The 26408-nt window shown below is 38.2% G+C and carries 33 protein-coding genes and 1 other annotated feature; all 33 genes read right to left on the bottom strand.

Annotation, left to right across the window (positions count from 1 at the left end; genetic code table 11):
• Positions 1-13: 13 nt before the first annotated feature.
• Positions 14-196, bottom strand: coding sequence for a 50S ribosomal protein L30 (gene rpmD / locus COD11_RS18170; RefSeq protein ID WP_026561237.1), 183 nt, complete (start codon positions 194-196; stop codon positions 14-16).
• Between the two features lie 12 nt (positions 197-208).
• On the bottom strand, positions 209-709 hold the full coding sequence (gene rpsE / locus COD11_RS18175; RefSeq protein ID WP_098798310.1) for a 30S ribosomal protein S5: 501 nt from the start codon (positions 707-709) through the stop codon (positions 209-211).
• A 23-nt stretch (positions 710-732) separates the two neighbouring features.
• Entirely contained in the window at positions 733-1095 is a 363-nt protein-coding gene (gene rplR, locus COD11_RS18180) for a 50S ribosomal protein L18 (protein WP_098798311.1), read from the bottom strand.
• 33 nt (positions 1096-1128) lie between these two features.
• Complete coding sequence (rplF, locus tag COD11_RS18185) at positions 1129-1668, bottom strand: 50S ribosomal protein L6 (RefSeq protein ID WP_098798312.1); 540 nt, start codon at positions 1666-1668, stop codon at positions 1129-1131.
• Between the two features lie 29 nt (positions 1669-1697).
• Positions 1698-2096 carry a 30S ribosomal protein S8 gene (gene rpsH / locus COD11_RS18190; protein WP_098798313.1) on the bottom strand — a complete coding sequence of 133 codons (399 nt, stop codon included), beginning with the start codon at positions 2094-2096 and terminating at the stop codon, positions 1698-1700.
• A 31-nt stretch (positions 2097-2127) separates the two neighbouring features.
• Positions 2128-2313 (bottom strand): 30S ribosomal protein S14, encoded by a 186-nt coding sequence (rpsN, locus tag COD11_RS18195; RefSeq protein WP_010285078.1) that lies wholly within the window; start codon positions 2311-2313, stop codon positions 2128-2130.
• Positions 2314-2337: 24 nt separating this feature from the next.
• Positions 2338-2877 carry a 50S ribosomal protein L5 gene (rplE, locus tag COD11_RS18200; RefSeq protein WP_098798314.1) on the bottom strand — a complete coding sequence of 180 codons (540 nt, stop codon included), beginning with the start codon at positions 2875-2877 and terminating at the stop codon, positions 2338-2340.
• A 24-nt stretch (positions 2878-2901) separates the two neighbouring features.
• Entirely contained in the window at positions 2902-3213 is a 312-nt protein-coding gene (gene rplX / locus COD11_RS18205) for a 50S ribosomal protein L24 (protein ID WP_098798315.1), read from the bottom strand.
• 36 nt (positions 3214-3249) lie between these two features.
• A complete protein-coding gene (gene rplN / locus COD11_RS18210) occupies positions 3250-3618 on the bottom strand; it encodes a 50S ribosomal protein L14 (protein WP_026561230.1) in 369 nt (122 codons plus the stop codon).
• 39 nt (positions 3619-3657) lie between these two features.
• A complete protein-coding gene (gene rpsQ, locus COD11_RS18215; protein WP_098798316.1) occupies positions 3658-3921 on the bottom strand; it encodes a 30S ribosomal protein S17 in 264 nt (87 codons plus the stop codon).
• A gap of 20 nt (positions 3922-3941) precedes the next feature.
• Positions 3942-4145 (bottom strand): 50S ribosomal protein L29, encoded by a 204-nt coding sequence (gene rpmC / locus COD11_RS18220; protein ID WP_098798317.1) that lies wholly within the window; start codon positions 4143-4145, stop codon positions 3942-3944.
• Positions 4135-4569, bottom strand: a complete 435-nt coding sequence (gene rplP / locus COD11_RS18225; RefSeq protein ID WP_098798318.1) for a 50S ribosomal protein L16 — start codon at positions 4567-4569, stop codon at positions 4135-4137. The genes rpmC and rplP overlap by 11 nt, the downstream gene beginning before the upstream one ends.
• 1 nt (position 4570) lies before the next feature.
• A complete protein-coding gene (rpsC, locus tag COD11_RS18230) occupies positions 4571-5227 on the bottom strand; it encodes a 30S ribosomal protein S3 (protein WP_098798319.1) in 657 nt (218 codons plus the stop codon).
• Positions 5228-5230: 3 nt separating this feature from the next.
• Positions 5231-5575, bottom strand: coding sequence for a 50S ribosomal protein L22 (rplV, locus tag COD11_RS18235; protein WP_098798320.1), 345 nt, complete (start codon positions 5573-5575; stop codon positions 5231-5233).
• A gap of 17 nt (positions 5576-5592) precedes the next feature.
• On the bottom strand, positions 5593-5871 hold the full coding sequence (gene rpsS, locus COD11_RS18240) for a 30S ribosomal protein S19 (RefSeq protein ID WP_098798321.1): 279 nt from the start codon (positions 5869-5871) through the stop codon (positions 5593-5595).
• A 57-nt stretch (positions 5872-5928) separates the two neighbouring features.
• Positions 5929-6759, bottom strand: a complete 831-nt coding sequence (gene rplB, locus COD11_RS18245; RefSeq protein WP_098798322.1) for a 50S ribosomal protein L2 — start codon at positions 6757-6759, stop codon at positions 5929-5931.
• A 27-nt stretch (positions 6760-6786) separates the two neighbouring features.
• Positions 6787-7074: a 50S ribosomal protein L23 gene (rplW, locus tag COD11_RS18250; protein ID WP_098798323.1), complete on the bottom strand. Its 288-nt coding sequence runs from the start codon at positions 7072-7074 to the stop codon at positions 6787-6789.
• The gene (rplD, locus tag COD11_RS18255; RefSeq protein WP_098798324.1) at positions 7074-7697 is read right to left on the bottom strand and encodes a 50S ribosomal protein L4; all 624 of its coding nucleotides are present in this window, start codon (positions 7695-7697) and stop codon (positions 7074-7076) included. Before rplD ends, rplW begins: the two co-directional genes overlap by 1 nt.
• A gap of 27 nt (positions 7698-7724) precedes the next feature.
• Positions 7725-8354 (bottom strand): 50S ribosomal protein L3, encoded by a 630-nt coding sequence (rplC, locus tag COD11_RS18260; RefSeq protein ID WP_098798325.1) that lies wholly within the window; start codon positions 8352-8354, stop codon positions 7725-7727.
• Between the two features lie 43 nt (positions 8355-8397).
• The gene (gene rpsJ, locus COD11_RS18265; RefSeq protein WP_026561219.1) at positions 8398-8706 is read right to left on the bottom strand and encodes a 30S ribosomal protein S10; all 309 of its coding nucleotides are present in this window, start codon (positions 8704-8706) and stop codon (positions 8398-8400) included.
• Positions 8707-9712: 1006 nt separating this feature from the next.
• Positions 9713-10903 carry an elongation factor Tu gene (tuf, locus tag COD11_RS18270; RefSeq protein ID WP_098798326.1) on the bottom strand — a complete coding sequence of 397 codons (1191 nt, stop codon included), beginning with the start codon at positions 10901-10903 and terminating at the stop codon, positions 9713-9715.
• Between the two features lie 114 nt (positions 10904-11017).
• Positions 11018-13096 carry an elongation factor G gene (fusA, locus tag COD11_RS18275; protein WP_098798327.1) on the bottom strand — a complete coding sequence of 693 codons (2079 nt, stop codon included), beginning with the start codon at positions 13094-13096 and terminating at the stop codon, positions 11018-11020.
• 52 nt (positions 13097-13148) lie between these two features.
• Complete coding sequence (rpsG, locus tag COD11_RS18280) at positions 13149-13619, bottom strand: 30S ribosomal protein S7 (protein WP_098798328.1); 471 nt, start codon at positions 13617-13619, stop codon at positions 13149-13151.
• 49 nt (positions 13620-13668) lie between these two features.
• Positions 13669-14091: a 30S ribosomal protein S12 gene (gene rpsL, locus COD11_RS18285; protein ID WP_066330432.1), complete on the bottom strand. Its 423-nt coding sequence runs from the start codon at positions 14089-14091 to the stop codon at positions 13669-13671.
• 102 nt (positions 14092-14193) lie between these two features.
• Positions 14194-14442, bottom strand: a complete 249-nt coding sequence (locus COD11_RS18290; RefSeq protein WP_098798329.1) for a 50S ribosomal protein L7ae-like protein — start codon at positions 14440-14442, stop codon at positions 14194-14196.
• A gap of 194 nt (positions 14443-14636) precedes the next feature.
• A complete protein-coding gene (gene rpoC / locus COD11_RS18295; RefSeq protein WP_098798330.1) occupies positions 14637-18236 on the bottom strand; it encodes a DNA-directed RNA polymerase subunit beta' in 3600 nt (1199 codons plus the stop codon).
• A gap of 191 nt (positions 18237-18427) precedes the next feature.
• A complete protein-coding gene (gene rpoB / locus COD11_RS18300) occupies positions 18428-22006 on the bottom strand; it encodes a DNA-directed RNA polymerase subunit beta (RefSeq protein ID WP_098798331.1) in 3579 nt (1192 codons plus the stop codon).
• Between the two features lie 356 nt (positions 22007-22362).
• Positions 22363-22965 carry a class I SAM-dependent methyltransferase gene (locus COD11_RS18305; protein ID WP_098798332.1) on the bottom strand — a complete coding sequence of 201 codons (603 nt, stop codon included), beginning with the start codon at positions 22963-22965 and terminating at the stop codon, positions 22363-22365.
• A 185-nt stretch (positions 22966-23150) separates the two neighbouring features.
• Positions 23151-23510, bottom strand: a complete 360-nt coding sequence (gene rplL / locus COD11_RS18310) for a 50S ribosomal protein L7/L12 (protein WP_098798333.1) — start codon at positions 23508-23510, stop codon at positions 23151-23153.
• A gap of 64 nt (positions 23511-23574) precedes the next feature.
• Positions 23575-24075, bottom strand: a complete 501-nt coding sequence (rplJ, locus tag COD11_RS18315; RefSeq protein WP_098798334.1) for a 50S ribosomal protein L10 — start codon at positions 24073-24075, stop codon at positions 23575-23577.
• A gap of 46 nt (positions 24076-24121) precedes the next feature.
• Positions 24122-24263: a sequence feature (ribosomal protein L10 leader region), on the bottom strand.
• A gap of 49 nt (positions 24264-24312) precedes the next feature.
• On the bottom strand, positions 24313-25011 hold the full coding sequence (gene rplA, locus COD11_RS18320) for a 50S ribosomal protein L1 (protein WP_098798335.1): 699 nt from the start codon (positions 25009-25011) through the stop codon (positions 24313-24315).
• Between the two features lie 110 nt (positions 25012-25121).
• The gene (gene rplK, locus COD11_RS18325; RefSeq protein ID WP_141549707.1) at positions 25122-25547 is read right to left on the bottom strand and encodes a 50S ribosomal protein L11; all 426 of its coding nucleotides are present in this window, start codon (positions 25545-25547) and stop codon (positions 25122-25124) included.
• Positions 25548-25778: 231 nt separating this feature from the next.
• A complete protein-coding gene (gene nusG / locus COD11_RS18330; RefSeq protein ID WP_098798337.1) occupies positions 25779-26312 on the bottom strand; it encodes a transcription termination/antitermination protein NusG in 534 nt (177 codons plus the stop codon).
• Positions 26313-26408 lie beyond the last annotated feature (96 nt).

The following is a 26408-nucleotide window of genomic DNA, read 5'->3' on the forward strand; positions in this document are numbered from 1 at the left end:
ATTTATGTTTCTATTATTGTTCTTTAACTGTAACTAAGTGAGCAACTTTATTAATCATACCGCGAATCGCAGGATTATCTTCTTGAACAACAGTTTGGTGTAACTTTTTAAGTCCAAGAGTTTTAACAGTAATACGTTGATCTTCAGGACGACCAATCACACTGCGAGTGAGGGTAATTTCTAACTTATTCGCCATTGTTTTCCCTCCTTATCCTAACAGTTCTTCTACCGTTTTTCCACGTAACTTCGCAACTTCTTCAGCACTCTTTAGATCATTTAATCCAGAGATTGTAGCACGAATCATATTAATTGGAGTGTTTGAACCTAAAGATTTTGAAAGAATATCAGCTACACCAGCTAACTCAAGTACCGCACGAACAGGTCCTCCTGCGATAACTCCAGTACCTTCAGATGCTGGTTTTAAGAGAATGTTACCTGCACCAAATTGACCGATAACTTGGTGAGGAATTGTAGTACCTACCATTGGTACCTCAATTAGATTTTTCTTAGCATCCTCAATTGCTTTACGGATTGCTTCTGGTACCTCTTGAGCTTTACCAGTACCGAAACCTACATGACCGTTTTTATCACCTACAACAACTAGTGCTGCAAAGCGGAAACGACGACCACCTTTAACAACTTTTGCAACGCGGTTTACCGTAACTACGCGTTCTTCAAGCTCTAATTTGTTTGGATCAATACGACGCATTCTTTGTGTCCCTCCTTTTGCGATTAAAATTCTAGTCCAGCCTCGCGAGCAGCTTCAGCTAGAGCCTTTACACGACCATGGTATAGATAACCCCCGCGATCAAATACAACTGTTTTAACGCCTTTTTCGATAGCACGTTTTGCTACTAATTCTCCAACCTTTTGAGCAGCATCAGCATTGCTTTTAGAATCTAAAGTAAGATCTTTATCTAATGTAGACGCACTAACTAAAGTAACTGAGTTAGTATCATCAATTACTTGAGCATAAATGTGTTGGTTAGAACGATATACGTTTAAACGAGGACGTTCAGCTGTGCCTGTTAACTTAGCACGAACACGTGCGTGTCTTTTTTTACGTACAGCATTTTTATCAGCTTTAGTAATCATTTAGGTCACTCCTTTCTTATCAACTAAGCGATATTACTTCGCAGTTTTACCTTCTTTACGACGTACATGTTCGCCTTCGTAGCGAATACCTTTACCTTTGTAAGGCTCTGGTGGACGAACGTCACGAATATTAGCTGCAATAGCACCTACACGCTCTTTATCAGTTCCTTTTACAAGAACTTTAGTTTGTGATGGTACTTCAATTTCAATACCAGACTCAGGTGTGATTTCAACAGGGTGAGAGTAACCAACGTTAAGAACTAACTTGTTACCAGATTTAGAAGCACGGTAACCGACACCGATAAGTTCTAAACCTCTTTCAAAACCTTTAGAAACACCTTCTACCATGTTTCCTAATAAGCTACGAGTTGTACCGTGAAGAGCACGGTGCTCCTTAGCATCAGAAGGACGAGTAACAGTTAACACGTTATCTTCAATAGCGATTTTCATATCAATATTGAATGTACGAGTTAATTCACCTTTAGGTCCTTTAACTGTTACAGTATTATCATCAGCGATGTTAATAGTAACACCAGCTGGGATTTCAAGTAATTTCTTACCAATACGAGACATTCATTACACCTCCATTCTATTTAAACGTATTACCAAACGTATGCTAATACTTCTCCACCAGTTTGTTTTGCACGAGCTTCTTTGTCAGTCAAAACACCTTGAGAAGTTGAAACGATCGCAATACCTAATCCGTTAAGTACACGTGGTACTTCGCCAGCTTTAGCATATACACGAAGACCTGGTTTACTGATTCTTTTTAGGCCTGTAATTACACGTTCATTGTTAGCTCCGTATTTTAAGAAAATACGAATGATACCTTGTTTATTATCTTCTACATACTCTACGTCACGTACGAAACCTTCACGTTTTAAGATTTCAGCGATTTCCTTTTTGATTGTTGATGCAGGAAACTCAAGTTTTTCGTGACGTACCATATTCGCATTACGAATGCGAGTAAGCATATCTGCAATAGGATCTGTCATAACCATTACTAAATAACCTCCTTCCCGTTATACGGTTTTACCAGCTAGCTTTTTTCACGCCTGGAATTTGACCTTTGTAAGCAAGTTCACGGAAACAAATACGGCAAAGCTTAAATTTACGTAGTACTGAGTGTGGACGTCCGCAACGTTCGCAACGAGTGTACTCTTGTACTTTAAACTTTTGCGTGCGCTTTTGCTTAGCAATCATTGATTTTTTAGCCACAATTTCGCCTCCCTTTACTAGCGATTATTTTTGGAACGGCATACCGAACTGTGTTAATAGTTCGCGCGCTTCTTCATCAGTATTCGCAGTTGTTACGATAACGATATCCATACCACGAACTTTGTTAACTTTATCATAATCAATCTCAGGGAAGATTAATTGCTCTTTCACACCTAAAGTGTAGTTTCCACGACCATCAAATGATTTCTTAGAAACCCCACGGAAGTCACGTACACGTGGTAATGAAACAGAAATTAATTTATCTAAGAATTGGTACATACGCTCACCACGAAGTGTAACTTTTGCACCGATTGGCATACCTTCACGTAAACGGAAGCCTGCGATTGATTTTTTAGCTTTCGTTACAACAGGTTTTTGACCAGTGATTTGTCCTAATTCTTCAACAGCTACATCAAGAGCTTTAGAGTTAGATACTGCATCACCAACACCCATGTTGATTACGATTTTCTCGATTTTTGGAGTTTGCATTACTGATTTGTAAGAGAACTTTTTCATTAATGCAGGAGTAATTTCACTTTGATACTTTTCTTTAAGGCGGTTCATACATATACCTCCCTTCCTGATTTACTATTTATCTAAAGTTTCACCAGATTTTTTTGCTACACGTACCTTTTTACCGTCAACCACTTTATAACCAACACGAGTTGGCTCACCAGATTTAGGATCAAGTGGCATAACATTTGATACATGGATAGGTGCCTCTTGGTTTAAGATTCCACCTTGTGGGTTTGCTTGTGAAGGTTTAGCGTGTTTTTTCACGATATTAATACCTTCTACAAGAATACGGTCTTTTTTAGGATAAGAAGCAAGAACTACGCCTTGTTTACCTTTATCCTTACCAGAGATAACCATTACTTTATCACCTTTTTTAACATGCATCCTAGTTGCACCTCCTTAGTAAGGCAATTCAATTTATTATAGAACTTCTGGAGCTAAAGAAACGATTTTCATGAAGTTGTTTTCACGTAATTCACGTGCAACTGGTCCAAAAATACGTGTACCACGTGGACCTTTGTCATCACGAATGATAACACATGCGTTTTCGTCAAATTTGATGTAAGAGCCATCAGAACGACGAGCACCACTCTTAGTGCGCACGATTACAGCTTTAACAACATCACCTTTTTTGACAACGCCACCTGGTGTTGCTTGTTTTACCGTACAAACAATTACATCACCGATGTTAGCAGTTTTACGACCAGAACCGCCTAACACTTTAATTGTTAATACTTCACGAGCACCAGAGTTGTCAGCAACTTTCAAACGAGATTCTTGTTGGATCATCTATGTTACCTCCCTTCGGAATTAACTATCCGAACAATATTAAATGATAATAGCTTCTTCAACAACACTAACTAAACGGAAGCGTTTTGTCGCAGATAATGGACGAGTTTCCATAATTCTTACGATATCGCCAGTTTTAGCTTGGTTGTTTTCATCATGAGCTTTGTATTTCTTAGAGTATTTTACACGTTTACCGTATAATGGGTGTGTTTTGTATGTTTCAACAAGAACAGTGATAGTTTTATCCATTTTGTCAGAAACAACACGACCAGTATAAACTTTACGTTGGTTACGTTCACTCATTCAGTAAACCTCCTCTCTTATTAACGATTATTAGCAGCAAGCTCTCTTTCACGGATAACAGTTTTCATACGAGCGATCGATTTACGAACTTCACGGATGCGAGCAGTGTTTTCTAATTGTCCTGTCGCTAATTGAAAGCGAAGATTAAATAACTCTTCTTTAAGAGACTTTACTTTTTGTTCAATTTCAGCAGTGGTAAGGTCACGAATTTCATTAGCTTTCATTTGATTCACCACCAATTTCTTCACGTTTTACAAACTTCGTTTTAATCGGTAATTTGTGAGAAGCTAAACGTAAAGCTTCACGTGCTACCTCTTCAGTTACACCTGAGATTTCAAACATAACTTTACCTGGTTTTACAACAGCTACCCAACCTTCTGGAGCACCTTTACCAGATCCCATACGTACCTCTAAAGGTTTTGCAGTATAAGGCTTAGAAGGGAAGATTTTAATCCAAACTTTTCCGCCACGTTTCATATAACGTGTCATCGCAATACGAGCAGCTTCGATTTGACGATTTGTGATCCAAGAAGCTTCAAGAGCTTGAATTCCGAACTCACCGAAATGTACTTCAGTACCGCCTTTAGCACGACCGCGCATTTTTCCACGGTGCTCTCTGCGATATTTTACGCGTTTTGGCAATAACATATTATTTTCCTCCTTCCTCAGTTTTCTTCTTAGTAGGAAGAACCTCTCCACGATAGATCCAAACTTTTACGCCTAATTTACCGTAAGTTGTATCAGCTTCAGCTGTTCCATAATCGATATCAGCACGAAGTGTGTGTAGTGGAACTGTTCCTTCGCTATAGTGTTCAGCACGTGCGATATCTGCTCCACCTAAACGACCAGATACTTGTGTTTTGATACCTTGAGCACCAGCACGCATAGCACGTTGGATTGTTTGTTTTTGTGCACGACGGAAAGAAATACGGTTTTCTAATTGACGTGCAATATTTTCAGCAACTAATTTAGCATCTAAATCAGCTTTTTTGATTTCAAGAATGTTGATGTGTACACGTTTGCCAGTTAATTGGTTAAGTGCTTTACGAAGTGCTTCAACTTCAGTACCACCTTTACCGATTACCATACCTGGCTTAGCAGTGTGGATTGTAATGTTTACACGGTTAGCAGCACGCTCGATCTCAATTTTAGAAACAGATGCATCGCTAAGACGTTTAGTAACATATTCACGAATTTTAATATCTTCATGTAAAAGAGTTGAGTAGTCTTTTCCTGCGAACCATTTTGACTCCCAATCACGAATAACTCCGATACGAAGACCGACTGGATTTACCTTTTGACCCACTGATTATCCCTCCTTCTTTTCTGTTAAGATGATTGTGATGTGGCTTGTGCGTTTGTTGATTGCACTTGCGCGACCCATAGCACGTGGACGGAAACGTTTAAGAGTTGGACCTTCGTTTGCATAAGCTTCTGTTACAACTAAGCTATTAATGTCCATTTCATAGTTATGTTCAGCGTTAGCCACTGCCGATTTTAATACTTTCTCTATGATTGGAGAAGCAGCCTTTGGCGTGTGGTTTAAAATCGCTACTGCTTCACCTATTTGCTTACCTCGAATAAGATCTAAAACTAAACGAGCTTTACGAGGAGCAATACGAACTGTTCTTGCGACAGCTTTAGATTGTTGCATTTAAATGCCTCCTCTCATTAACGTCTTGTTTTTTTGTCATCACTAGCATGACCTTTGTAAGTACGTGTAGGTGCGAACTCACCTAGTTTATGACCTACCATATCCTCAGTTACATATACAGGAACATGTTTACGACCATCATAAACAGCGATAGTGTGACCAATAAATTGTGGGAAAATTGTAGAACGACGTGACCAAGTTTTAATAACTTGCTTTTTCTCAGTTTCATTTAATTTCTCAACTTTGTTGATTAAATGATCATCAACGAATGGTCCCTTTTTTAAGCTACGGCCCATGATTGTACCTCCCTTCGCGATCGTGCTACGGTTCGATTGAACCGTAGTTCAATCGCGTTATTTTTTACGGCGACGCACGATAAATTTATCTGATTTGTTCTTCTTCTTACGAGTCTTAGCTCCAAGTGTTGGTTTACCCCATGGAGACATTGGTGATTTACGTCCGATTGGAGCGCGTCCTTCACCACCACCGTGTGGGTGATCGTTAGGGTTCATTACAGATCCACGAACAGTAGGACGTTTGCCTAACCAACGTGAACGACCTGCTTTACCAATGTTGATAAGTTCATGTTGCTCGTTTCCTACTTGACCTACAGTTGCACGGCAAGTAGCAAGAATCATACGAACTTCACCAGAGTTTAAACGTACAAGTACGTATTTACCTTCTTTACCTAATACTTGAGCAGAGGTACCTGCAGAACGAACTAATTGACCACCTTTACCAGGTTTTAATTCGATGTTGTGTACTACTGTACCTACAGGAATGTTAAGTAATGGTAGTGCATTACCTACTTTAATATCTGCTTCAGGACCAGACATAATCTCTAGACCTACTTTTAAATTCTTAGGTGCAAGGATGTATCTTTTCTCACCATCAACATAGTTGATTAGTGCGATGTTAGCAGAACGATTTGGATCGTACTCGATTGTAGCAACGCGTCCTGGTATACCATCTTTGTCGCGTTTGAAATCAATCACACGATATTGGCGTTTGTGTCCACCACCTTGGTGACGAACTGTTAATTTACCTTGGTTATTACGTCCACCTTTTTTGTGTAAAGGTGCAAGTAACGATTTTTCTGGTTGATCTGTCGTGATTTCAGCAAAATCCGATACTGTCATTCCACGACGACCGTTTGAGGTTGGTTTATATTTTTTAATCGCCATATCGATATCCCTCCTTTTCTATTGAAATTATACTTCGAATAATTCGATTTCTTTGCTATCTGCAGTAAGCTTGATGATCGCTTTACGACGACGGTTAGTTAAACCGCTGTAACGACCAACACGCTTTAATTTACCTTTGTAGTTCATGATGTTTACTTTTTCAACTTTTACGCCAAAGATTGATTCGATCGCATCTTTAACTTCAGTTTTATTAGCCTTAACATCTACTTCAAACGTATATTTTTTCTCAGTCATAAGATCTGTTGAACGTTCAGTGATTACGGGGCGCTTAATAATATCACGAGGATCTTTCATTATGCAAGTACCTCCTCTACTTTTTGCACCGCAGCTTTCGTCATAATAAGCTTATCGTGGTTAAGTACATCAAGTACATTTACACCACTCGCAGTAACAACTGTTACTCCAGGGATGTTACGAGCTGATAATGCAATGTTTTCATTGTTGTCAGCTGTTACAATTAACGCTTTTCTTTCAACAGAAAGACCTTTAAGAACAGAAGCCATTTCTTTTGTTTTTGGTGCGTTAAGTGCTAAATCCTCTAAAACAACGATATCGTTGTCAACTACTTTTGATGATAAAGCTGATTTGATTGCTAAACGGCGAACTTTTTTAGGTAATTTATAAGCATATGAACGTGGAGTTGGTCCAAATACAATACCACCACCGCGCCATTGTGGAGAGCGAATAGATCCTTGACGAGCACGTCCAGTACCCTTTTGACGCCAAGGTTTGCGTCCTCCGCCTGCTACTTCAGAACGATTTTTTACTTTGTGAGATCCTTGACGTAAGGAAGCTCTTTGCATGATAACCGCTTCAAATAATACATGCTGATTAGGTTCGATACCAAATACAGAATCATTAAGTTCGATTTCTCCAACGTTTGATCCAGTTTGGTTTAATAATGCTACTTTAGGCATTACCCAATTCCTCCTTTCTTAAAGAAATTATTTAGATTTAACTGCGCTTTTCACAGTGATAAGTGCTTTTTTAGGTCCTGGTACATTACCTTTGATTAATAATAGATTGCGTTCTGCATCTACTCTAACGATCTCTAAGTTTTGAACAGTAATACGCTCTCCACCCATACGACCTGGTAATAGTTTGTTTTTGAATACACGGTTAGGTGCTACAGGTCCCATTGAACCTGGACGACGATGGTAACGAGAACCGTGGGACATTGGTCCACGAGATTGTCCGTGGCGTTTAATAGAGCCTTGGAAACCTTTCCCTTTAGAAACTCCTGTTACATCTACGATTTCACCTGCTGTGAAAATATCAACTTTGACTTCTTGACCTACTTCGATTTGCTCTAAGCTAGCTTCACGAAGTTCTTTAACGAAGCGCTTAGGTGCAGTATTAGCTTTTGCAACGTGTCCTTTTTCTGGTTTGTTAGAAAGCTTTTCACGTTTATCTTCAAATCCTAATTGAACCGCGTTGTATCCATCAGTATCAACAGATTTCTTTTGAAGAACCACGTTTGGAGTAGCTTCGATAACAGTTACCGGAATTAAATCACCGTTTTCAGCAAATACTTGCGTCATACCGACTTTTCTTCCTAAGATTCCTTTGGTCATGAGTCACACCTCCTATAAATTATCAATCATTTATTTTAAAAAATTATAATTTGATTTCAATATCAACACCTGACGGTAAGTCAAGACGCATTAAAGCATCAACTGTTTGTGGTGTTGGGCTGATGATATCAATTAAACGCTTATGCGTACGCATTTCGAATTGCTCACGAGAATCTTTGTATTTATGAACTGCACGTAGGATTGTGTATACTGATCTTTCTGTTGGTAACGGAATTGGACCAGAAACATTTGCACCAGAACGTTTTGCAGTTTCCACAATTTTCTCTGCAGATTGATCAAGAATTCTGTGATCATAAGCTTTTAAACGGATACGAATCTTTTGTTTTGCCATTATTTTCCCTCCTTTTCGCCTACTTTTAAAATAGACATTTTCTCCGCAAGAATTTTCCCTACACACGCCATGGCAAAGCGGCCGTGTGTATCGGCAACCTCCTGCTTCATCGCAGTCAAAGACCAACATTGTCTATTATACATAAAACTTATGTTAGATGCAAGAACTATTTAAAATACCTAGTTTCTTGAGCACTTTTCATATTATACATAGAATGTATAAAGATATCAAGGATATCATTGTTGGTTTATTATTCATGTATTAGAAATGTAAGTGAAATAATCTTTTTTAAAAGAAAGATCTTATTAAGATGATCATTATTCAGTCTAATTTATGTCTCAATAATCAGATACGACTTAAGAGAAAACTTATTTATATAGTAGAAATAGAATTAATTCATTTATCGAAGTACCAAGGAATATTAGATGTATGCATTTTTTGTAGGTACTCGTGCTTATTACTGAAAAGGTATAATACGAGATTTATGATTGTGGTTTATTTATGGCAATCGAAATTGATGAACTGGGTGTCAAGAGAAGTATCTTATCATATTTTTATAGGATTTGAGCAGCTTGATTGTCTTGGTGTTATTTTTATAGAGAAGTGAGTGCTCTTATGAGTTCAATTCTCATATAAATATAACCTCGTTCTTGCTTCATATTGGTAATAAGGATCATCTCTTTCTTCATTAACAATATGTTTGCTCTTCATCCATCTTATGAAGAGCATTTCTCTCTTCATTATTATCACCTTTGGTCTTCATTCCCTTTATGAAGACCATCTCTTTCTTCATCTTCACCTCCTTTGTTCTTCATTCTCCTTATGAAGACCAATTCTCTCTTCATTTTCACCTCCTTTGTTCATCATTCTCTTTAAGAAAGTTATTTTTCTACAATTAGCCATCATTTGGAGTTTCATCGAATTTATAAACTCCATTCACATTAGTGTTTAAATTTATATACAAAAAAAGACGAGCATTATATGCTCGCCTTTTATCTATTACAAATTAAGATTGGATAGAAGCTACAACGCCAGCGCCTACTGTACGTCCACCTTCACGGATTGAGAATTTAGTTCCTTCTTCAATCGCGATTGGAGCAATAAGCTCAACTGTCATTTCAACGTTATCCCCAGGCATAACCATTTCGATACCTTCAGGAAGTTGGCAGATACCAGTTACGTCAGTTGTACGGAAGTAGAACTGAGGACGGTAGTTAGTGAAGAATGGAGTGTGACGTCCACCTTCTTCTTTTGATAATACATAAACTTCTGCTTTGAAGTTAGTGTGTGGAGTGATTGTACCTGGTTTAGCAAGTACTTGACCACGTTGAACATCATCACGAGCAACCCCACGAAGAAGTGCACCGATGTTGTCACCAGCTTCAGCATAATCAAGAAGCTTACGGAACATTTCAACACCTGTTACAGTAGTTGATTTTGGCTCTTCAGTTAAACCGATGATGTCGATTACGTCACCAACTTTAACTTGTCCACGCTCAACACGACCTGTAGCAACTGTTCCACGACCAGTGATAGAGAATACGTCCTCTACTGGCATCATGAATGGCTTGTCAGTGTCACGTTCTGGAGTTGGGATGTACTCATCAACAGCGTTCATAAGTTCAACGATTTTTTCTTCCCACTCAGCTTCACCTTCAAGTGCTTTAAGAGCAGAACCTTTGATTACAGGTACATCGTCACCTGGGAAATCGTACTCAGAAAGTAAGTCACGAACTTCCATTTCAACTAGTTCTAATAACTCTTCGTCATCAACCATGTCACATTTGTTTAAGAATACAACAAGGTAAGGTACACCTACTTGACGAGATAATAAGATGTGCTCACGAGTTTGTGGCATTGGGCCGTCAGCAGCAGATACTACTAGGATCCCACCGTCCATTTGAGCAGCACCAGTGATCATGTTTTTAACATAGTCAGCATGTCCTGGGCAGTCAACGTGTGCATAGTGACGAGTTTCAGTTTCATACTCAACGTGTGCAGTTGAGATAGTGATTCCACGCTCACGCTCTTCAGGAGCAGCATCGATCATATCATATGCCATCGCTGCACCTTTACCACTGCGCTTAGCAAGTACAGTAGTGATTGCAGCTGTTAAAGTTGTTTTACCATGGTCAACGTGTCCGATTGTACCGATATTAGCATGCGTTTTGGAACGGTCGAATTTTTCTTTAGCCATTCTAAAAATCCTCCTTAGAGTTCTATTTTTTTTGGGATATATGTAACAGAAAGTGAAACATCACTTTCTGTTCTCACATAAGTAGTTATACTTCATAAAAGGGGGTAAAATCAATTACTCACCTTTATTTTTTTTGATAATTTCTTCAGAAATTGATTTTGGAACTTCTTCATAGTGATCAAAGTGCATTGTGAATACACCACGTCCTTGAGTGTTAGAACGTAATGAAGTTGCATAACCAAACATTTCAGATAGTGGAACCATAGCACGTACTACTTGAGCATTACCACGAGCTTCCATACCTTCTACACGTCCACGGCGAGAAGTAACTCCTCCCATGATATCTCCCATGTATTCTTCTGGAATTACAACTTCTACCTTCATAACTGGCTCTAGGATTACTGGGCTACATTTTGATACAGCATTTTTAAGTGCTAAAGATGCTGCGATCTTGAACGCCATCTCACTTGAGTCAACGTCATGGTAAGATCCATCTACTAAAGCAGCTTTTACATCAACTAATGGGAAACCAGCAAGAACACCGTTCTGCATTGCATCTTCAAGACCAGCTTGAACTGCAGGAACGTATTCACGTGGAACTACCCCACCAACGATTTTGTTTTCAAATTCGAAGCCTTTACCTTCTTCGTTTGGTTCGAACTCGATCCAAACGTGTCCGAATTGACCACGACCACCAGATTGACGTGCAAATTTCCCTTCAACTTTTGCTCCTTGACGGAAAGTTTCACGATAAGCAACCTGAGGTGCACCAACATTAGCTTCTACTTTGAATTCACGTTTCATACGATCAACCAGGATATCTAGGTGAAGTTCACCCATACCCGCAATGATTGTTTGACCAGTTTCTGGGTCAGTATGAGCACGGAATGTTGGATCTTCTTCTTGAAGTTTTTGTAAAGCAGTAGTCATTTTATCTTGGTCTGCTTTAGATTTTGGTTCAACAGAAAGTTGAATAACTGGCTCAGGGAATTGCATAGACTCTAAGATAACAAGGTTTTTCTCGTCACATAAAGTGTCACCAGTTGTTGTATCTTTTAAACCTACAGCTGCAGCAATATCACCAGAGTAAACCTCAGAGATTTCCTCACGGCTGTTTGCGTGCATTTGAAGGATACGACCTACACGCTCACGTTTACCTTTAGTAGAGTTTTGGATATAAGATCCAGAACTTAGAGTACCAGAGTAAACACGGAAGAATGTAAGTTTCCCAACGTAAGGATCTGTCATTACTTTGAAAGCTAATGCAGCGAATGGGCCTTCATCGCTAGATTCGCGAGTTACTTCTTCTTCAGTATCAGGAATGATACCTTTAATTGCAGCTACATCAATTGGAGCTGGAAGATAGTCGATAACTGCGTCTAACATTTTTTGAACACCTTTGTTTTTGAATGCAGATCCACAGATTACTGGGTAGAATTCTACATTTAAAGTACCTTTACGAATTGCTGCTTTTAGCTCATCGTTAGAGATTTCTTCTCCACCAAGGTATCTCTCCATTAAGTCTTCATCAAGTTCTGCAACTGCTTCAACTAACTTTTCACGGTATTCTTCAGCTTGTTCTTGGTATTCCTCAGGAATTTCTTTATCAACGATATCAGTTCCTAAATCATTACCATAGAATGTAGCCTTCATTTCTACAAGGTCGATAATACCTTCAAATTGATCCTCAGCACCAATTGGTAATTGAATTGGGTGAGCATTCGCTTGAAGACGATCATGTAGAGTTGAAACAGAGTATAAGAAGTCAGCACCAATTTTGTCCATTTTATTAACGAACACAACACGTGGTACGCCATATGTTGTTGCTTGACGCCATACTGTTTCAGTTTGTGGTTCAACACCTGATTGAGCATCAAGAACTGCTACCGCACCATCAAGTACACGTAAAGAACGTTCAACTTCAACAGTGAAGTCTACGTGTCCTGGTGTATCGATGATGTTTACACGATGACCTTTCCACGACGCAGTTGTCGCCGCAGAAGTAATCGTGATTCCACGTTCTTGTTCTTGCTCCATCCAGTCCATCTGAGATGCACCTTCATGAGTTTCACCGATTTTGTGGATACGTCCAGTGTAATAAAGAACACGCTCAGTTGTCGTTGTTTTACCAGCATCAATATGAGCCATGATTCCGATATTACGAGTATTCTTTAAGGAGAACTCTCTTGCCATTGGGTAATTTCTCCTTCCTTATAGGAAATTTAGTTTGATTAAATTGTATTGATTACCAACGATAGTGAGCAAATGCTTTATTTGCTTCAGCCATCTTATGAGTATCTTCACGTTTCTTAACTGCTGCACCAGTGTTGTTAGCAGCATCTAGAATTTCGTTAGCTAAACGCTCTTCCATCGTTTTTTCTCCACGAAGACGTGCGTAGTTTACTAACCAACGTAAACCTAAAGTTGTACGACGATCTGGACGTACTTCTACAGGTACTTGGTAGTTAGCACCACCAACACGACGAGCTTTAACTTCAAGAACTGGCATGATGTTTTTAAGTGCTTGTTCAAACACTTCCATTGCATCATTACCTGAACGTTCTTTAATTAAATCGAAAGCATTGTAAAGTACAGATTGTGCTTTACCTCTTTTCCCGTCGATCATAATTCTGTTTACTAAACGTGTAACAAGCTTTGAATTGTAAATTGGATCTGGTAACACATCTCTTTTTGCTACAGGACCTTTACGTGGCATGTTATGTCCTCCCTTCATCTAAGTTTTATATTCTTAATGTCTTATAACATTATTTTTTAGCAGCTTTTGGACGTTTTGTACCGTATTTAGAACGGCCTTGCATACGTCCATCAACACCAGCAGTATCTAACGCACCACGAACAATGTGATAACGTACCCCCGGTAAATCTTTTACACGTCCACCACGGATAAGAACAACACTGTGCTCTTGTAAGTTGTGGCCAATACCAGGAATGTATGCTGTTACTTCAATTCCGTTTGTTAAACGAACACGAGCATATTTACGAAGCGCTGAGTTAGGTTTCTTCGGCGTCATCGTACCTACACGAGTACATACACCACGTTTTTGAGGTGAAGATACGTTAGTTTGCTCTTTTTTGAAGCTGTTGTAACCTTTGTTTAATGCAGGTGATTTAGATTTCTCTACTTTGCTTACGCGACCTTTACGCACTAATTGATTAATAGTAGGCATTTTCGTTTTCCTCCCTTCACTTTTTAATACCACACATCCAGGTGGTTCATATTTAGGCAAAAACAAAGTTTCTGCAATTATTAATCTGCAAAAACATCTATTTTACCGGATTATAGCTACAGCTGCAGCTCCCACTTCTATTCCACAAGCTTTTCCAAGCTTTTTCATAGATGAAACTGTTGTTAAAGGGACTTTTTGAGTTTCTGCTGTTTGAATAACCTTTTGGATAATTCTATAATCAGCATCTTCTGCTATAATGATCTCTTTAACTTCATTATTCATAAGAGCTTTGACTGATTGCTTAGTACCAACAATGATTTCATTTGCCTGTGATACTTTATCATAAGACATAAGCTTATATCCTCCAAAGCAACAGGTTTAAGATTGGAACACCTTGAATATAGTAACATTGCGCGAGACGGATGTCAACAATCATCAAAAAAAACTTTATTCATCCATTTCTTTACTGCTTTTAAGGATTATATTTAATAAATTCCATTAAAAATCATTGGGGGATTACCCCCCCAATGATGGAGTTATAATCATTAATCTACTGATACTACTTCTTCAACTTGCTCGACTTTAGCAATTGGTTCAGTTTGACGATATCTTGTCATACCAGTACCAGCAGGAACAAGTTTACCAATAATTACATTTTCTTTAAGTCCTAGTAATTCATCACGTTTTCCTTTAATCGCTGCATCAGTAAGAACTCTAGTTGTTTCTTGGAATGATGCGGCAGATAAGAAGGAGTCAGTTTCAAGAGATGCTTTTGTAATACCAAGCAATACTGGACGTCCAGTTGCAGGGCGTTTACCATCTAACAACACTTGTTTGTTAGCATCAGTGAACTGATGAACATCAAGGAGTGTACCTGGTAGTACATCTGTATCACCAGCATCCATGACACGGACTTTGCGTAACATTTGTCTTACCATAACCTCTACGTGCTTATCTCCAATTTCTACCCCTTGCATACGGTAAACTTTTTGAACTTCACGTAATAAATATTGTTGAACAGCTTGAAGATCTTTTACTTTTAGTAATTCCTTAGGATCTATTGAACCTTCTGTCAAGACTTGACCACTCTCAATTTTATCACCTTGAGTAACTTTAAGTCTTGCATTATATGGAGCTGTATAAGAACGGGATTCTACGTCACCTTGAATCACTATTTCTTGCTGTTTATCACGTACTTCATTGATCTCAGCTACAACACCATTAATTTCAGAAATGATCGCTTGACCTTTAGGATTCCTTGCTTCAAACAACTCTTGGATACGAGGTAAACCTTGTGTGATATCGTCTCCGGCAACCCCACCTGTATGGAATGTACGCATTGTTAATTGTGTACCAGGCTCACCGATTGATTGAGCAGCAATAATACCAACTGCTTCACCAACTTCTACTTCACTTCCTGTAGCAAGGTTACGTCCGTAACATTTTTTACATACACCATGTCTAGTGTTACAAGTAAATGCAGAGCGAATCCATACTTTATCAATTCCAGCTTCCATAATTTCTACTGCAATATCCTCAGTAATTAATTCATTTTCCTCAACAATTACCTCATCTGTTTCAGGGTGTTTTACAACTTTACGGCAATATCTACCGATTAGACGTTCATCTAATTTTTCAATAATTTCCGTACCTTCTCTAATTGCCTCAGCCAGAATGCCTCGATCTGTACCACAATCATCATCACGGATGATAACATCTTGGGCAACGTCAACAAGACGACGAGTTAAGTAACCTGAGTCAGCTGTTTTCAAGGCAGTATCCGCAAGACCTTTACGTGCACCGTGTGTAGAGATGAAGTACTCTAATACAGTTAAACCTTCACGGAAACTTGATTTGATTGGTAATTCAATGATACGTCCAGCCGGGTTGGCCATTAATCCACGCATACCAGCAAGCTGAGTAAAGTTAGATGCGTTACCACGGGCACCAGAGTCACTCATCATGAAGATTGGATTGCGCTTATCTAGGGACGCCATTAACTTCCCTTGAATATTATCTTTTGCAGCACTCCAGATAGAGATAACACGTTCATAACGCTCATCTTCAGTAATTAAACCTCTTCTGAACTGTTTTAATACGTTATCTACCTTAGCTTGTGCTTCACCGATAATTTCTTGTTTTTCTTTTAATACGATGATGTCAGATACACCAACCGTAATACCAGCTTTTGTAGAGTAACTGAAACCTAGATTCTTCATGCGGTCAAGCATTTTAGATGTTTCAGTAATATGGAATCTTTTGAAGATTTCTGCAATGACTTTCCCTAGAATACCCTTCTTAAATGGCGGGATTTCTTCTAAAGCTGCAACATGCTCTTTCACATCAACCGTTGGAGCTACAAAGTATTTATCAGGTGTTTTTTCTTCAATGTTTTCTTTCGTTGGTTCATTCATGTAAGGGAATGATTCAGGTAAGATTTCATTGAAGATTAACTTACCAACAGAAGTAACAAGCAACATTTTGTTTTGCTCTTCTGTAAATGTTTGATTTTTTAATGAAGATGCTTGAACCGCAACACGTGTATGTAAATGTACATATCCGTTTTGATAAGCAAGTAGTGCTTCATTAGTATCTTTAAAGATCATACCTTCACCAATTGCACCAGCACGCTCTAATGTTAAGTAATAGTTACCTAATACCATATCCTGAGAAGGAGTAACAACTGGCTTACCATCCTTAGGATTAAGGATATTTTGAGCTGCTAGCATTAAAATACGTGCTTCAGCTTGTGCCTCAGCTGATAATGGTACGTGAACGGCCATCTGGTCACCATCAAAGTCCGCATTATAAGCAGTACATACCAGTGGGTGAAGACGAATTGCACGACCTTCTACTAAAGTAGGTTCGAAGGCTTGAATTCCTAATCTATGAAGAGTTGGTGCACGGTTAAGTAATACTGGATGTTCTTTAATGACTGATTCTAAAACATCCCATACTTCCGGCTGCACTCTCTCAATTTTACGTTTTGCACTCTTAATGTTATGAGCTAATCCTTTTTCAACTAACTCTTTCATAACAAATGGTTTAAACAGTTCTAGTGCCATCTCTTTTGGTAAACCACATTGATACATCTTAAGGTTTGGACCTACAACGATAACAGAACGACCAGAGTAGTCAACACGCTTACCTAATAAGTTTTGGCGGAAACGACCTTGTTTACCTTTTAACATATGTGAAAGTGATTTTAACGGACGATTACCTGGTCCTGTAACAGGGCGTCCACGACGTCCATTATCAATAAGAGCATCAACTGCTTCTTGAAGCATACGTTTCTCATTCTGAACGATAATGCTTGGTGCTCCAAGATCTAATAAACGCTTAAGACGATTGTTACGGTTAATAACACGTCTATATAAATCATTTAAATCAGAAGTAGCAAAACGTCCACCATCAAGCTGTACCATTGGACGTAATTCAGGCGGAATAACAGGAAGAACATCAAGGATCATCCAAGATGGATCATTTCCTGAGTTACGGAATGCTTCAAGTACTTCTAGACGTTTAATTGCACGTGTACGACGCTGCCCTTGAGCAGTTTTCAATTCTTCTTTTAAAGAATCCACTTCTTTATCTAGATCAATATCTGATAATAGCTTTTTAATAGCTTCTGCACCCATAGATGCTTGGAAGGTATTACCGTACTTTTCACGGTAAGCTCGGTATTCTTTTTCAGAAAGTAATTGTTTTTTCTCAAGAGGAGTATCTCCAGTTTCAGTTGTTACATAAGAAGCAAAATAAATAACTTCCTCTAAAGCACGTGGTGACATATCTAGAACAAGCCCCATACGACTTGGAATTCCTTTGAAATACCAAATATGTGAAACAGGAGCAGCTAATTCAATATGTCCCATTCTTTCACGGCGTACTTTTGCACGAGTTACTTCAACTCCACAACGATCACAAACTACACCTTTATAGCGAACTCTTTTGTATTTACCACAATGACATTCCCAGTCTTTTGTTGGTCCGAAAATACGTTCGCAAAACAGACCATCTTTTTCTGGTTTTAATGTACGGTAATTGATTGTTTCTGGTTTCTTAACCTCACCAAAGGACCAAGAGCGGATCTTGTCAGGTGAAGCTAAGCCGATGCTCATATATTCAAAATTATTTACATCTATCAAGGGGCCTACCTCCCTTTTCGTCTTCAGGTTCTACCCAATTTATATGGCTGTATTTGAGTCAAATTTAAAGTTCTTTTTAGTAGAAAATTAAACTGCTATGTAAAGCAAATTCAGACTACTTTTATAAGGTTCAATAAACGGAGAGGTTAAACCTCCCCGTATATGAACTCCTTAGAAAACTTAAACTTGTATTATTCTTTCGCTACTGTATCTTTTTCTAATTCAACAACTTCAGGCTCTTGTTCTGGTTGATCATTAACAGCAAGACCTTCAGCTTGTTGAGAATCATCTTCATCATCAAGATCTCTCATCTCGATTTCTTGCTCGTCACTTGATAGCATTTTTACATCCATACCTAAACTTTGAAGTTCTTTAATCAATACTTTAAATGATTCAGGAACACCAGGTTCAGGTACATTTTCGCCTTTAACAATGGCTTCATATGTTTTCACACGACCAACGACATCATCAGATTTAACAGTAAGAATCTCTTGAAGTGTATAAGCAGCACCATATGCTTCAAGTGCCCATACCTCCATCTCACCGAATCTTTGACCACCGAATTGAGCTTTACCACCTAATGGCTGTTGAGTAACTAATGAGTATGGTCCAGTTGAACGGGCATGAAGTTTATCATCAACCATGTGAGCAAGTTTAATCATATACATAATCCCTACTGATACACGGTTATCAAATGGTTCACCCGTACGTCCATCATATAAAACAGTTTTAGCATCACGAGCCATGCCTGCTTCTTCTAATGTTGACCATACGTCTTCCTCACGCGCACCATCAAATACTGGAGATGCAACATGAATACCAAGTTTTCGAGCAGCCATACCTAAGTGCAGCTCTAATACCTGACCGATATTCATACGTGAAGGAACTCCTAGAGGGTTTAACATTATATCAACAGGAGTACCGTCTGGTAAATAAGGCATATCTTCTTCCGGAAGGATACGAGAGATAACCCCTTTATTACCATGTCGTCCAGCCATTTTATCTCCCTCAGAGATTTTACGTTTTTGAACGATATAAACACGAACTAATTGGTTAACACCTGGTGGTAATTCATCACCGTCTTCACGGTTGAACACTTTAACATCAAGAATAATTCCTTCTCCACCATGTGGTACACGTAATGATGTATCACGAACTTCTCGTGCTTTTTCACCAAAGATTGCATGTAAAAGTCTTTCCTCTGCTGTTAGCTCTGTTACACCCTTAGGCGTTACTTTACCAACTAGTAGATCTCCGTCTTTTACTTCTGCACCAACTCGGATAATTCCGCGCTCATCTAAGTTTCTTAATGCATCTTCCCCAACGTTAGGGATATCACGTGTAATTTCTTCAGGTCCTAATTTTGTATCACGAGATTCAGATTCATATTCTTCAATATGAATAGATGTATACACATCATCTTTAACAAGTCTTTCACTCATGATAATAGCATCCTCATAGTTATAACCATCCCATGTCATAAAGGCAACCATTACGTTTCTACCTAATGCAAGCTCACCTTTTTCCATAGAAGGACCGTCAGCAAGGATTTCACCTTTTACTACTTCATCGCCTTCACTTACGATTGGACGTTGATTATAGCAAGTACCTTGGTTTGAACGGATAAACTTTAACATACTATATTTATCAAGATTTCCTTTAACCTTTTGACCGTCAACTTCTTCATATCGACGTACCCAAACATTTTTCGCTTCAACACGCTCAACAACACCTGGGTGTTTACAGATAACAGCTGCCCCTGAATCTTTACCAGAAACATACTCCATACCTGTTCCAACTATAGGTGATTCCGGATTCATTAATGGTACAGCTTGACGTTGCATGTTCGCACCCATTAATGCACGGTTTGAGTCATCATTCTCCAAGAACGGAATACATGCTGTTGCAGCAGATACAACCTGTTTAGGAGATACATCCATGTAGTCAATACGATCTCTATTAACAACTGTGTTTTCACCACGGAAACGTGCAACAATATCATTATCTATAAATGACCCATCTTCTGCTAACCTAGCATTTGCTTGGGCAACTACATAGTTATCCTCTTCATCAGCAGTTAAATAGTCAATTCTAGCTGTTACTTTACCAGTTTCAGGATCAACTCGGCGATATGGTGTTTCAATGAAGCCGAAACGATTCACTTTCGCATAAGAAGATAGTGAGTTAATCAATCCGATATTTGGACCCTCTGGAGTTTCAATTGGACACATACGACCATAGTGAGAATAGTGAACGTCACGAACCTCGAAGCCAGCACGTTCACGAGTTAAACCACCCGGTCCTAATGCGGATAAACGACGTTTATGCGTTAACTCACCTAGTGGATTTGTTTGATCCATAAATTGAGATAACTGGGAGCTACCGAAGAACTCTTTAATAGAAGCAATTACAGGACGAATATTAATAAGTTGTTGTGGAGTAATTGTATTCGTATCTTGAATAGACATTCTCTCGCGAACAACACGTTCCATTCTTGATAAACCAATTCTAAACTGGTTTTGCAGTAATTCCCCTACTGAACGTAATCTACGGTTTCCAAGGTGATCGATATCATCTGTGTCACCAACACCATGTAGAAGGTTAAAGAAGTAACTAATAGAAGATAAAATATCTGCAACTGTAATATTTTTTACAGCTTCTTCTACATAAGCGTTACCTAATACATTAATAACCTTTTCGCCTTCCGGATCATTAGGTGCATATATCTTGATAGATTGAATCGTTACTTCATCCTCAGTAACACCGCCTGAAGGATGTTCTTTTTTAAATCCAACACCACTTTCAAGATTTGGTATAATTCGGTCTAACGTTCTTCTATCAATCATTGTACCTTTTTCTGCAATGATTTCTCCTGTTTCAGGATCTACTAAAGTTTCTGCTAGTCTTTGATTAAAAAGACGATTTTTAATATGAAGCTTTTTATTAATTTTATAGCGACCAACATTCGCTAAATCATAGCGTTTTGGATCAAAAAATCTAGAGTCTAATAAACTCTTTGCATTTTCAACAGTTGGTGGCTCACCTGGACGAAGTCGCTCGTAAATTTCAAGCAAAGCTTTCTCTGTACTTTCCGTATTATCTTTATCAAGAGTGTTACGTAAGTACTCATTTTCACCTAATAAATCGATGATTTCTTGATCAGAGCCAAACCCAAGAGCACGTAAGAGAACCGTTACCGGTAATTTACGAGTACGATCTATACGCACATATACAACATCTTTGGCGTCAGTTTCGTATTCTAACCAAGCCCCACGGTTTGGAATAACAGTCGCAGTAAAGCCTTTTTTACCATTTTTGTCGACCTTTGCACTGTAATATACACTTGGTGAACGGACTAGCTGAGAAACGATAACACGCTCTGCTCCGTTGACAACAAATGTACCTGTCTCTGTCATGAGAGGAAAATCTCCCATAAAGACATCCTGATCTTTTACTTCACCAGTTTCCTTGTTAATTAAACGAACCTTAACACGTAATGGCGCCGAATAGGTAACATCGCGTTCTTTTGATTCCTCAACAGGGTACTTAGGATCCCCCAAGCTATAATCAATAAACTCTAGCGAGAGGTTACCAGTGAAATCCTCAATTGGAGAAATATCTTGAAACATTTCTCTTAAGCCCTCATCAAGAAACCACTGATAGGAAGAGGTTTGAATCTCAATAAGATTTGGTAATTCTAACACTTCACTAATGCGTGCATAACTTCTACGTTGGCGGTGTCGTCCATACTGAACTAGTTGACCTGTCAACTCATTCACCCCTCAAATCAAGCGTAATAGGATCTTGCGTCGTACTATTATGTATACCTTTTTTAGACAGACGAATAAGAGAACTCACATATGATCATTCTCTTTAAAAACAATATCTTTACATACTACCAATAAAAAATCTGCAATAAAACATAGGAAAATGCAAGTACTGACGCAAGGAAAAAACAAAAAATAAAAAGGGTTTCTAGTAAGAAAACCACATTTTTAAAACGTACTTTTGATTTTAATAGTATTCCCATAAAACTAATTTCTATACATCTTTTACCTTAAAAATTAGATAGTTATGGAAATTATATATTGGCATTTTATAATACTAACACAACAAAAAAATGGAGTCAACTCTTTTTTGCTTTTATGATATAATAGCCTTTTTTCTTTTCCACAACTTCCACTTCATTAAACATTTCATTTAGTTTATCCATCGCTGACGGTGCTCCCTGTTTTTTTTGTATAACAATCCACAACTCACCCTCATGCTCAAGATGTTCGAAACTTTTTTCAAAAATAGAGTGAACAACTTGCTTCCCTGCTCGAATTGGTGGATTTGTTAAAACAGCGGCATATTTCCGATCTTCACTAATGTTTTCAAATTGATTACTTTGAAATATATTTACATTCTCCACTTTATTAAGAGCAGCATTATCTTTTGCTAACTCTATTGCCCGTTCATTAATATCGATCATGTCTACTTGTCTGTTAAAACTCTTTGCAAGAGACAACCCAATAGGACCATATCCACAACCAACATCTAGATAATCACCACTTACATCCGGTGGTAAAAACGTTTCTATTAAAAGACGTGAACCAAAATCTACTTCATTTTTTGAAAACACTCCACGGTCACTTTGAAATGTAAAAAGAAAATCCTTTAATTGAAATGTCCATGTTTTACGCTCACTTTCAACAGTTGGCTTCTCAGAATAATAATGATTACTCATAAAAGTTCCTCCTCTTACAGAAGAATAGGTTTTACATCAACCTTGCATTTTATACGTATTAAATCAAATTTAATGATAAAAAATCATCTACTACAACATGAGCATAGATCCATTAGTACTTCAATTATCCTAAAGTACAAAAAAGCCCGCCTTTAACCGGCGAGCTTTTTTATATAGTACATTTATTACTTAACTTCTACAGAAGCTCCAACTTCTTCAAGTTTAGCTTTTAATTCTTCAGCTTCTTCTTTAGAAACGCCTTCTTTAAGTGGTTTTGGAGCGTTGTCTACTAATTCTTTAGCTTCTTTTAAGCCTAAGCCAGTAGCTTCACGTACAACTTTGATAACTTTGATTTTTTGTCCGCCAGCACTTGCAAGTACTACGTCAAATTCAGTTTGCTCTGCAGCAGCTTCGCCACCAGCAGCAGCAACAGCTACAGGAGCTGCAGCAGTTACACCAAACTCTTCTTCGATTGCTTTAACTAAGACGTTTAATTCTAAAACAGTCATATTTTTAACTGCTTCAATGATTTGTTCTTGAGTCATTATAATTTCCTCCTTGTTTTTCCTGTTAATATTTTATTAGTAAAGACATACTAGATTGTACTGATTAAGCACCTTGTTCTTCTTTTTGTTCTGCAACTGCTTTAGTAGCAAGAGCAAAGTTACGGATAGGAGCTTGAAGTACGCTAAGCAACATAGAAAGTAAACCTTCGCGTGATGGAAGTTCAGCAAGAGCTTTAACTTCTTCAACACTAGCAACATTACCTTCGATTACACCAGCTTTGATTTCAAGAGCTTCATGCTTTTTAGCGAAGTCATTTAAAATTTTAGCTGGAGCTACAACATCATCATTACTGAATGCAATTGCGTTAGGTCCTGTTAATACATCGTTAAGACCAGAAAGCTCAGCTTGCTCAACAGCACGACGAGTCATTGTGTTTTTGTAAACTTTGAAGTCAATTCCTGCATCACGTAATTGCTTACGTAATTCAGTTACTTCACTTACAGTTAATCCGCGGTAATCAACAACGATAGTAGATTTACTTTCACGGAACTTAGTAGAAATTTCTTCTACGATCTGTTTCTTTTGTTCGATAATTGCGCTCATTGTTACACCTCCTGTTAGATTCATGTAACACTAGTACCGTTCGGTGATGGTCATTAAAAAACCTCCACAAGACATGGAGGTTTTGTACATACAATAAGCAAAATTATGCTTTATTCGTAAATACACCTCGGCAGGATATTTAAGCTTATGAAAGCACCTACTGTCTACGGTATAGCGATATTTGTTTTAAACAACATTGATAATTATATATAAACTTCTATACGAAGTCAATAGTTATTATTTTACAGCGAAACTTGAAGAATCTACTTTCACACCAGGTCCCATAGTAGAAGTAGCACTTACGCTCTTCATATAAGTACCTTTCGCTGCAGAAGGCTTAGCTTTTAATAAAGTTTCATAAACTGTTGTAAAGTTCTCTACAAGTTTGCTATCTTCGAAAGATACTTTTCCGATAGGAACATGGATGATACCTGCTTTATCAAGACGGTATTCAACTTTACCAGCTTTGATTTCATTAACAGCTTTTGTTACATCAAATGTAACTGTTCCAGTTTTAGGGTTTGGCATTAAACCTTTTGGTCCTAATACACGTCCTAATTTACCAACTTCACCCATCATGTCAGGAGTTGCAACGATTACGTCAAACTCAAACCAACCTTGTTGGATTTTGTTGATATAGTCTGCATCACCAACATAATCAGCACCTGCTGCTTCAGCTTCTTTCGCTTTTTCACCTTTAGCAAATACTAATACACGTTGAGTTTTACCAGTACCATTTGGAAGTACTACTGCTCCACGAATTTGTTGGTCAGCTTTCTTAGGATCTACGCCTAAACGGAAAGCAACTTCTACAGTTGCATCAAATTTTGCGATGCTAGTCTTTTTAACTAGTTCTACTGCTTCTTGTGCAGAGTAGAAAGTTGAACGATCTACTAATTTAGCAGCTTCTAAAAACTTCTTACCTTTTTTAGCCATTTTTGTTTCCTCCTTAGTGGTTTTAGCGGAATAACCTCCCACGAATAAAGGTTGCGAACTTGTTTTTAAGCAAACTCGCAACCCCCCTAACACAACTCGACTAATAAAAATTAGTCTTCGATAACGATACCCATGCTACGTGCAGTACCTTCTACCATACGCATTGCTGATTCAACACTAGCTGCGTTTAAATCAGGCATTTTTGTTTCAGCGATTTCACGTACCTTGTCACGCTTAACAGTCGCTACTTTATTACGGTTTGGTTCACCAGAACCAGACTCAATTCCAGCTGCTTTCTTAAGCAATACAGCAGCAGGAGGAGTTTTCGTAATAAATGTAAATGAACGATCCTCGAATACTGTGATTTCAACTGGAATGATTAATCCAGCTTGTTCAGCCGTACGAGCGTTGAACTCTTTACAGAATCCCATGATATTAACACCAGCTTGACCTAATGCAGGACCAACTGGTGGAGCTGGATTAGCTTTAGCTGCAGGAATTTGCAATTTTACAATTTTAATTACTTTTTTAGCCACGAGACACACCTCCTTAAGTCCGTGATGTGGTAATGGGGTTTATAACCCTCCCACTCATCTAGCCACTCGAGTTACGAATGGTCATAATTAGGGCAACTCATTCGCCTGAGTTTACCTACCCTTATACTTTCAGAAATAGAAATTTCTGATCAAAATTACATCTCAAGTCTCGAGACATACTGACCTATGAAATGTTACCACTTTTCGAAATTGATTTCAAGTTTTTTTACATTATAATTTCGTTACTTGAGAAAAATCTAGTTCTACTGGTGTTTCACGGCCGAACATATTTACAAGAACTTTAAGCTTATTTTTGTCTTGATCAATTTCTTCGATGGAACCTGTGAAATTAGCAAAAGGACCTTCTGTTACTTTCACAGTTTCTTTTATTTCAAAATCAATCTCAACACGGCGCTCATCCATACCCATGCGTTTCAAAATAAAATTCACTTCGTCAGGTAATAGTGGTGTTGGTTTAGAGCCATGACCAGCAGAGCCTACGAACCCAGTTACTCCAGGTGTATTTCGCACAACATACCAAGAGTCATCAGTCATGACGATCTCAACTAGAACATAACCTGGGAAAACCTTCTTTTTAACAACTTTCTTCTTGCCATCCTTAATATCTGTTTCTTCCTCTTCAGGTACAACCACGCGAAAGATCTTATCTTCCATTCCCATTGATTCTACACGTTTTTCAAGGTTTGCCTTAACTTTATTTTCATAACCTGAATAGGTGTGTACTACATACCAATTCTTTTCCATAGTTTCAGGACTACTTGTCCTTCCCTCCCCACAATAGGTTGATCAACAAACGATAACATCTGCTTAAATTATTACTTTTTTATACAATGAAAAAAC

Source organism: Bacillus sp. AFS040349 (assembly GCF_002577655.1).
Lineage (GTDB): Bacteria > Bacillota > Bacilli > Bacillales > Bacillaceae > Metabacillus.

Excerpts from the sequence above, each read along its gene's own strand:
- rplF (WP_098798312.1), bottom strand. The coding sequence starts at position 1,668 with ATGTCTCGTATTGGTAAGAAATTACTTGAAATCCCAGCTGGTGTTACT.
- rpsG (WP_098798328.1), bottom strand. The coding sequence starts at position 13,619 with ATGCCACGTAAAGGTCCTGTAGCAAAAAGAGATGTGTTACCAGATCCA.
- rpsS (WP_098798321.1), bottom strand. The coding sequence starts at position 5,871 with ATGGGCCGTAGCTTAAAAAAGGGACCATTCGTTGATGATCATTTAATC.
- COD11_RS18305 (WP_098798332.1), bottom strand. The coding sequence starts at position 22,965 with ATGAGTAATCATTATTATTCTGAGAAGCCAACTGTTGAAAGTGAGCGT.
- rplW (WP_098798323.1), bottom strand. The coding sequence starts at position 7,074 with ATGAAAGATCCTCGTGATATTATTAAGCGCCCCGTAATCACTGAACGT.
- rplB (WP_098798322.1), bottom strand. The coding sequence starts at position 6,759 with ATGGCGATTAAAAAATATAAACCAACCTCAAACGGTCGTCGTGGAATG.
- rplR (WP_098798311.1), bottom strand. The coding sequence starts at position 1,095 with ATGATTACTAAAGCTGATAAAAATGCTGTACGTAAAAAAAGACACGCA.
- fusA (WP_098798327.1), bottom strand. The coding sequence starts at position 13,096 with ATGGCAAGAGAGTTCTCCTTAAAGAATACTCGTAATATCGGAATCATG.
- rpsE (WP_098798310.1), bottom strand. The coding sequence starts at position 709 with ATGCGTCGTATTGATCCAAACAAATTAGAGCTTGAAGAACGCGTAGTT.
- COD11_RS18290 (WP_098798329.1), bottom strand. The coding sequence starts at position 14,442 with ATGTCTTATGATAAAGTATCACAGGCAAATGAAATCATTGTTGGTACT.
- rpsJ (WP_026561219.1), bottom strand. The coding sequence starts at position 8,706 with ATGGCAAAACAAAAGATTCGTATCCGTTTAAAAGCTTATGATCACAGA.
- rplD (WP_098798324.1), bottom strand. The coding sequence starts at position 7,697 with ATGCCTAAAGTAGCATTATTAAACCAAACTGGATCAAACGTTGGAGAA.
- rplX (WP_098798315.1), bottom strand. The coding sequence starts at position 3,213 with ATGCATGTTAAAAAAGGTGATAAAGTAATGGTTATCTCTGGTAAGGAT.
- rplP (WP_098798318.1), bottom strand. The coding sequence starts at position 4,569 with ATGTTATTGCCAAAACGCGTAAAATATCGCAGAGAGCACCGTGGAAAA.
- rpmD (WP_026561237.1), bottom strand. The coding sequence starts at position 196 with ATGGCGAATAAGTTAGAAATTACCCTCACTCGCAGTGTGATTGGTCGT.
- rplC (WP_098798325.1), bottom strand. The coding sequence starts at position 8,354 with ATGACCAAAGGAATCTTAGGAAGAAAAGTCGGTATGACGCAAGTATTT.
- rplA (WP_098798335.1), bottom strand. The coding sequence starts at position 25,011 with ATGGCTAAAAAAGGTAAGAAGTTTTTAGAAGCTGCTAAATTAGTAGAT.
- rplV (WP_098798320.1), bottom strand. The coding sequence starts at position 5,575 with ATGCAACAATCTAAAGCTGTCGCAAGAACAGTTCGTATTGCTCCTCGT.
- rplE (WP_098798314.1), bottom strand. The coding sequence starts at position 2,877 with ATGAACCGCCTTAAAGAAAAGTATCAAAGTGAAATTACTCCTGCATTA.
- rpsQ (WP_098798316.1), bottom strand. The coding sequence starts at position 3,921 with ATGAGTGAACGTAACCAACGTAAAGTTTATACTGGTCGTGTTGTTTCT.
- rpsH (WP_098798313.1), bottom strand. The coding sequence starts at position 2,096 with ATGGTTATGACAGATCCTATTGCAGATATGCTTACTCGCATTCGTAAT.
- rplN (WP_026561230.1), bottom strand. The coding sequence starts at position 3,618 with ATGATCCAACAAGAATCTCGTTTGAAAGTTGCTGACAACTCTGGTGCT.
- tuf (WP_098798326.1), bottom strand. The coding sequence starts at position 10,903 with ATGGCTAAAGAAAAATTCGACCGTTCCAAAACGCATGCTAATATCGGT.
- rplJ (WP_098798334.1), bottom strand. The coding sequence starts at position 24,075 with ATGAGCGCAATTATCGAACAAAAGAAACAGATCGTAGAAGAAATTTCT.
- rplL (WP_098798333.1), bottom strand. The coding sequence starts at position 23,510 with ATGACTCAAGAACAAATCATTGAAGCAGTTAAAAATATGACTGTTTTA.
- rpmC (WP_098798317.1), bottom strand. The coding sequence starts at position 4,145 with ATGAAAGCTAATGAAATTCGTGACCTTACCACTGCTGAAATTGAACAA.
- rpsL (WP_066330432.1), bottom strand. The coding sequence starts at position 14,091 with ATGCCTACTATTAATCAATTAGTGCGTAAAGGTCGCGTAAGCAAAGTA.
- nusG (WP_098798337.1), bottom strand. The coding sequence starts at position 26,312 with ATGGAAAAGAATTGGTATGTAGTACACACCTATTCAGGTTATGAAAAT.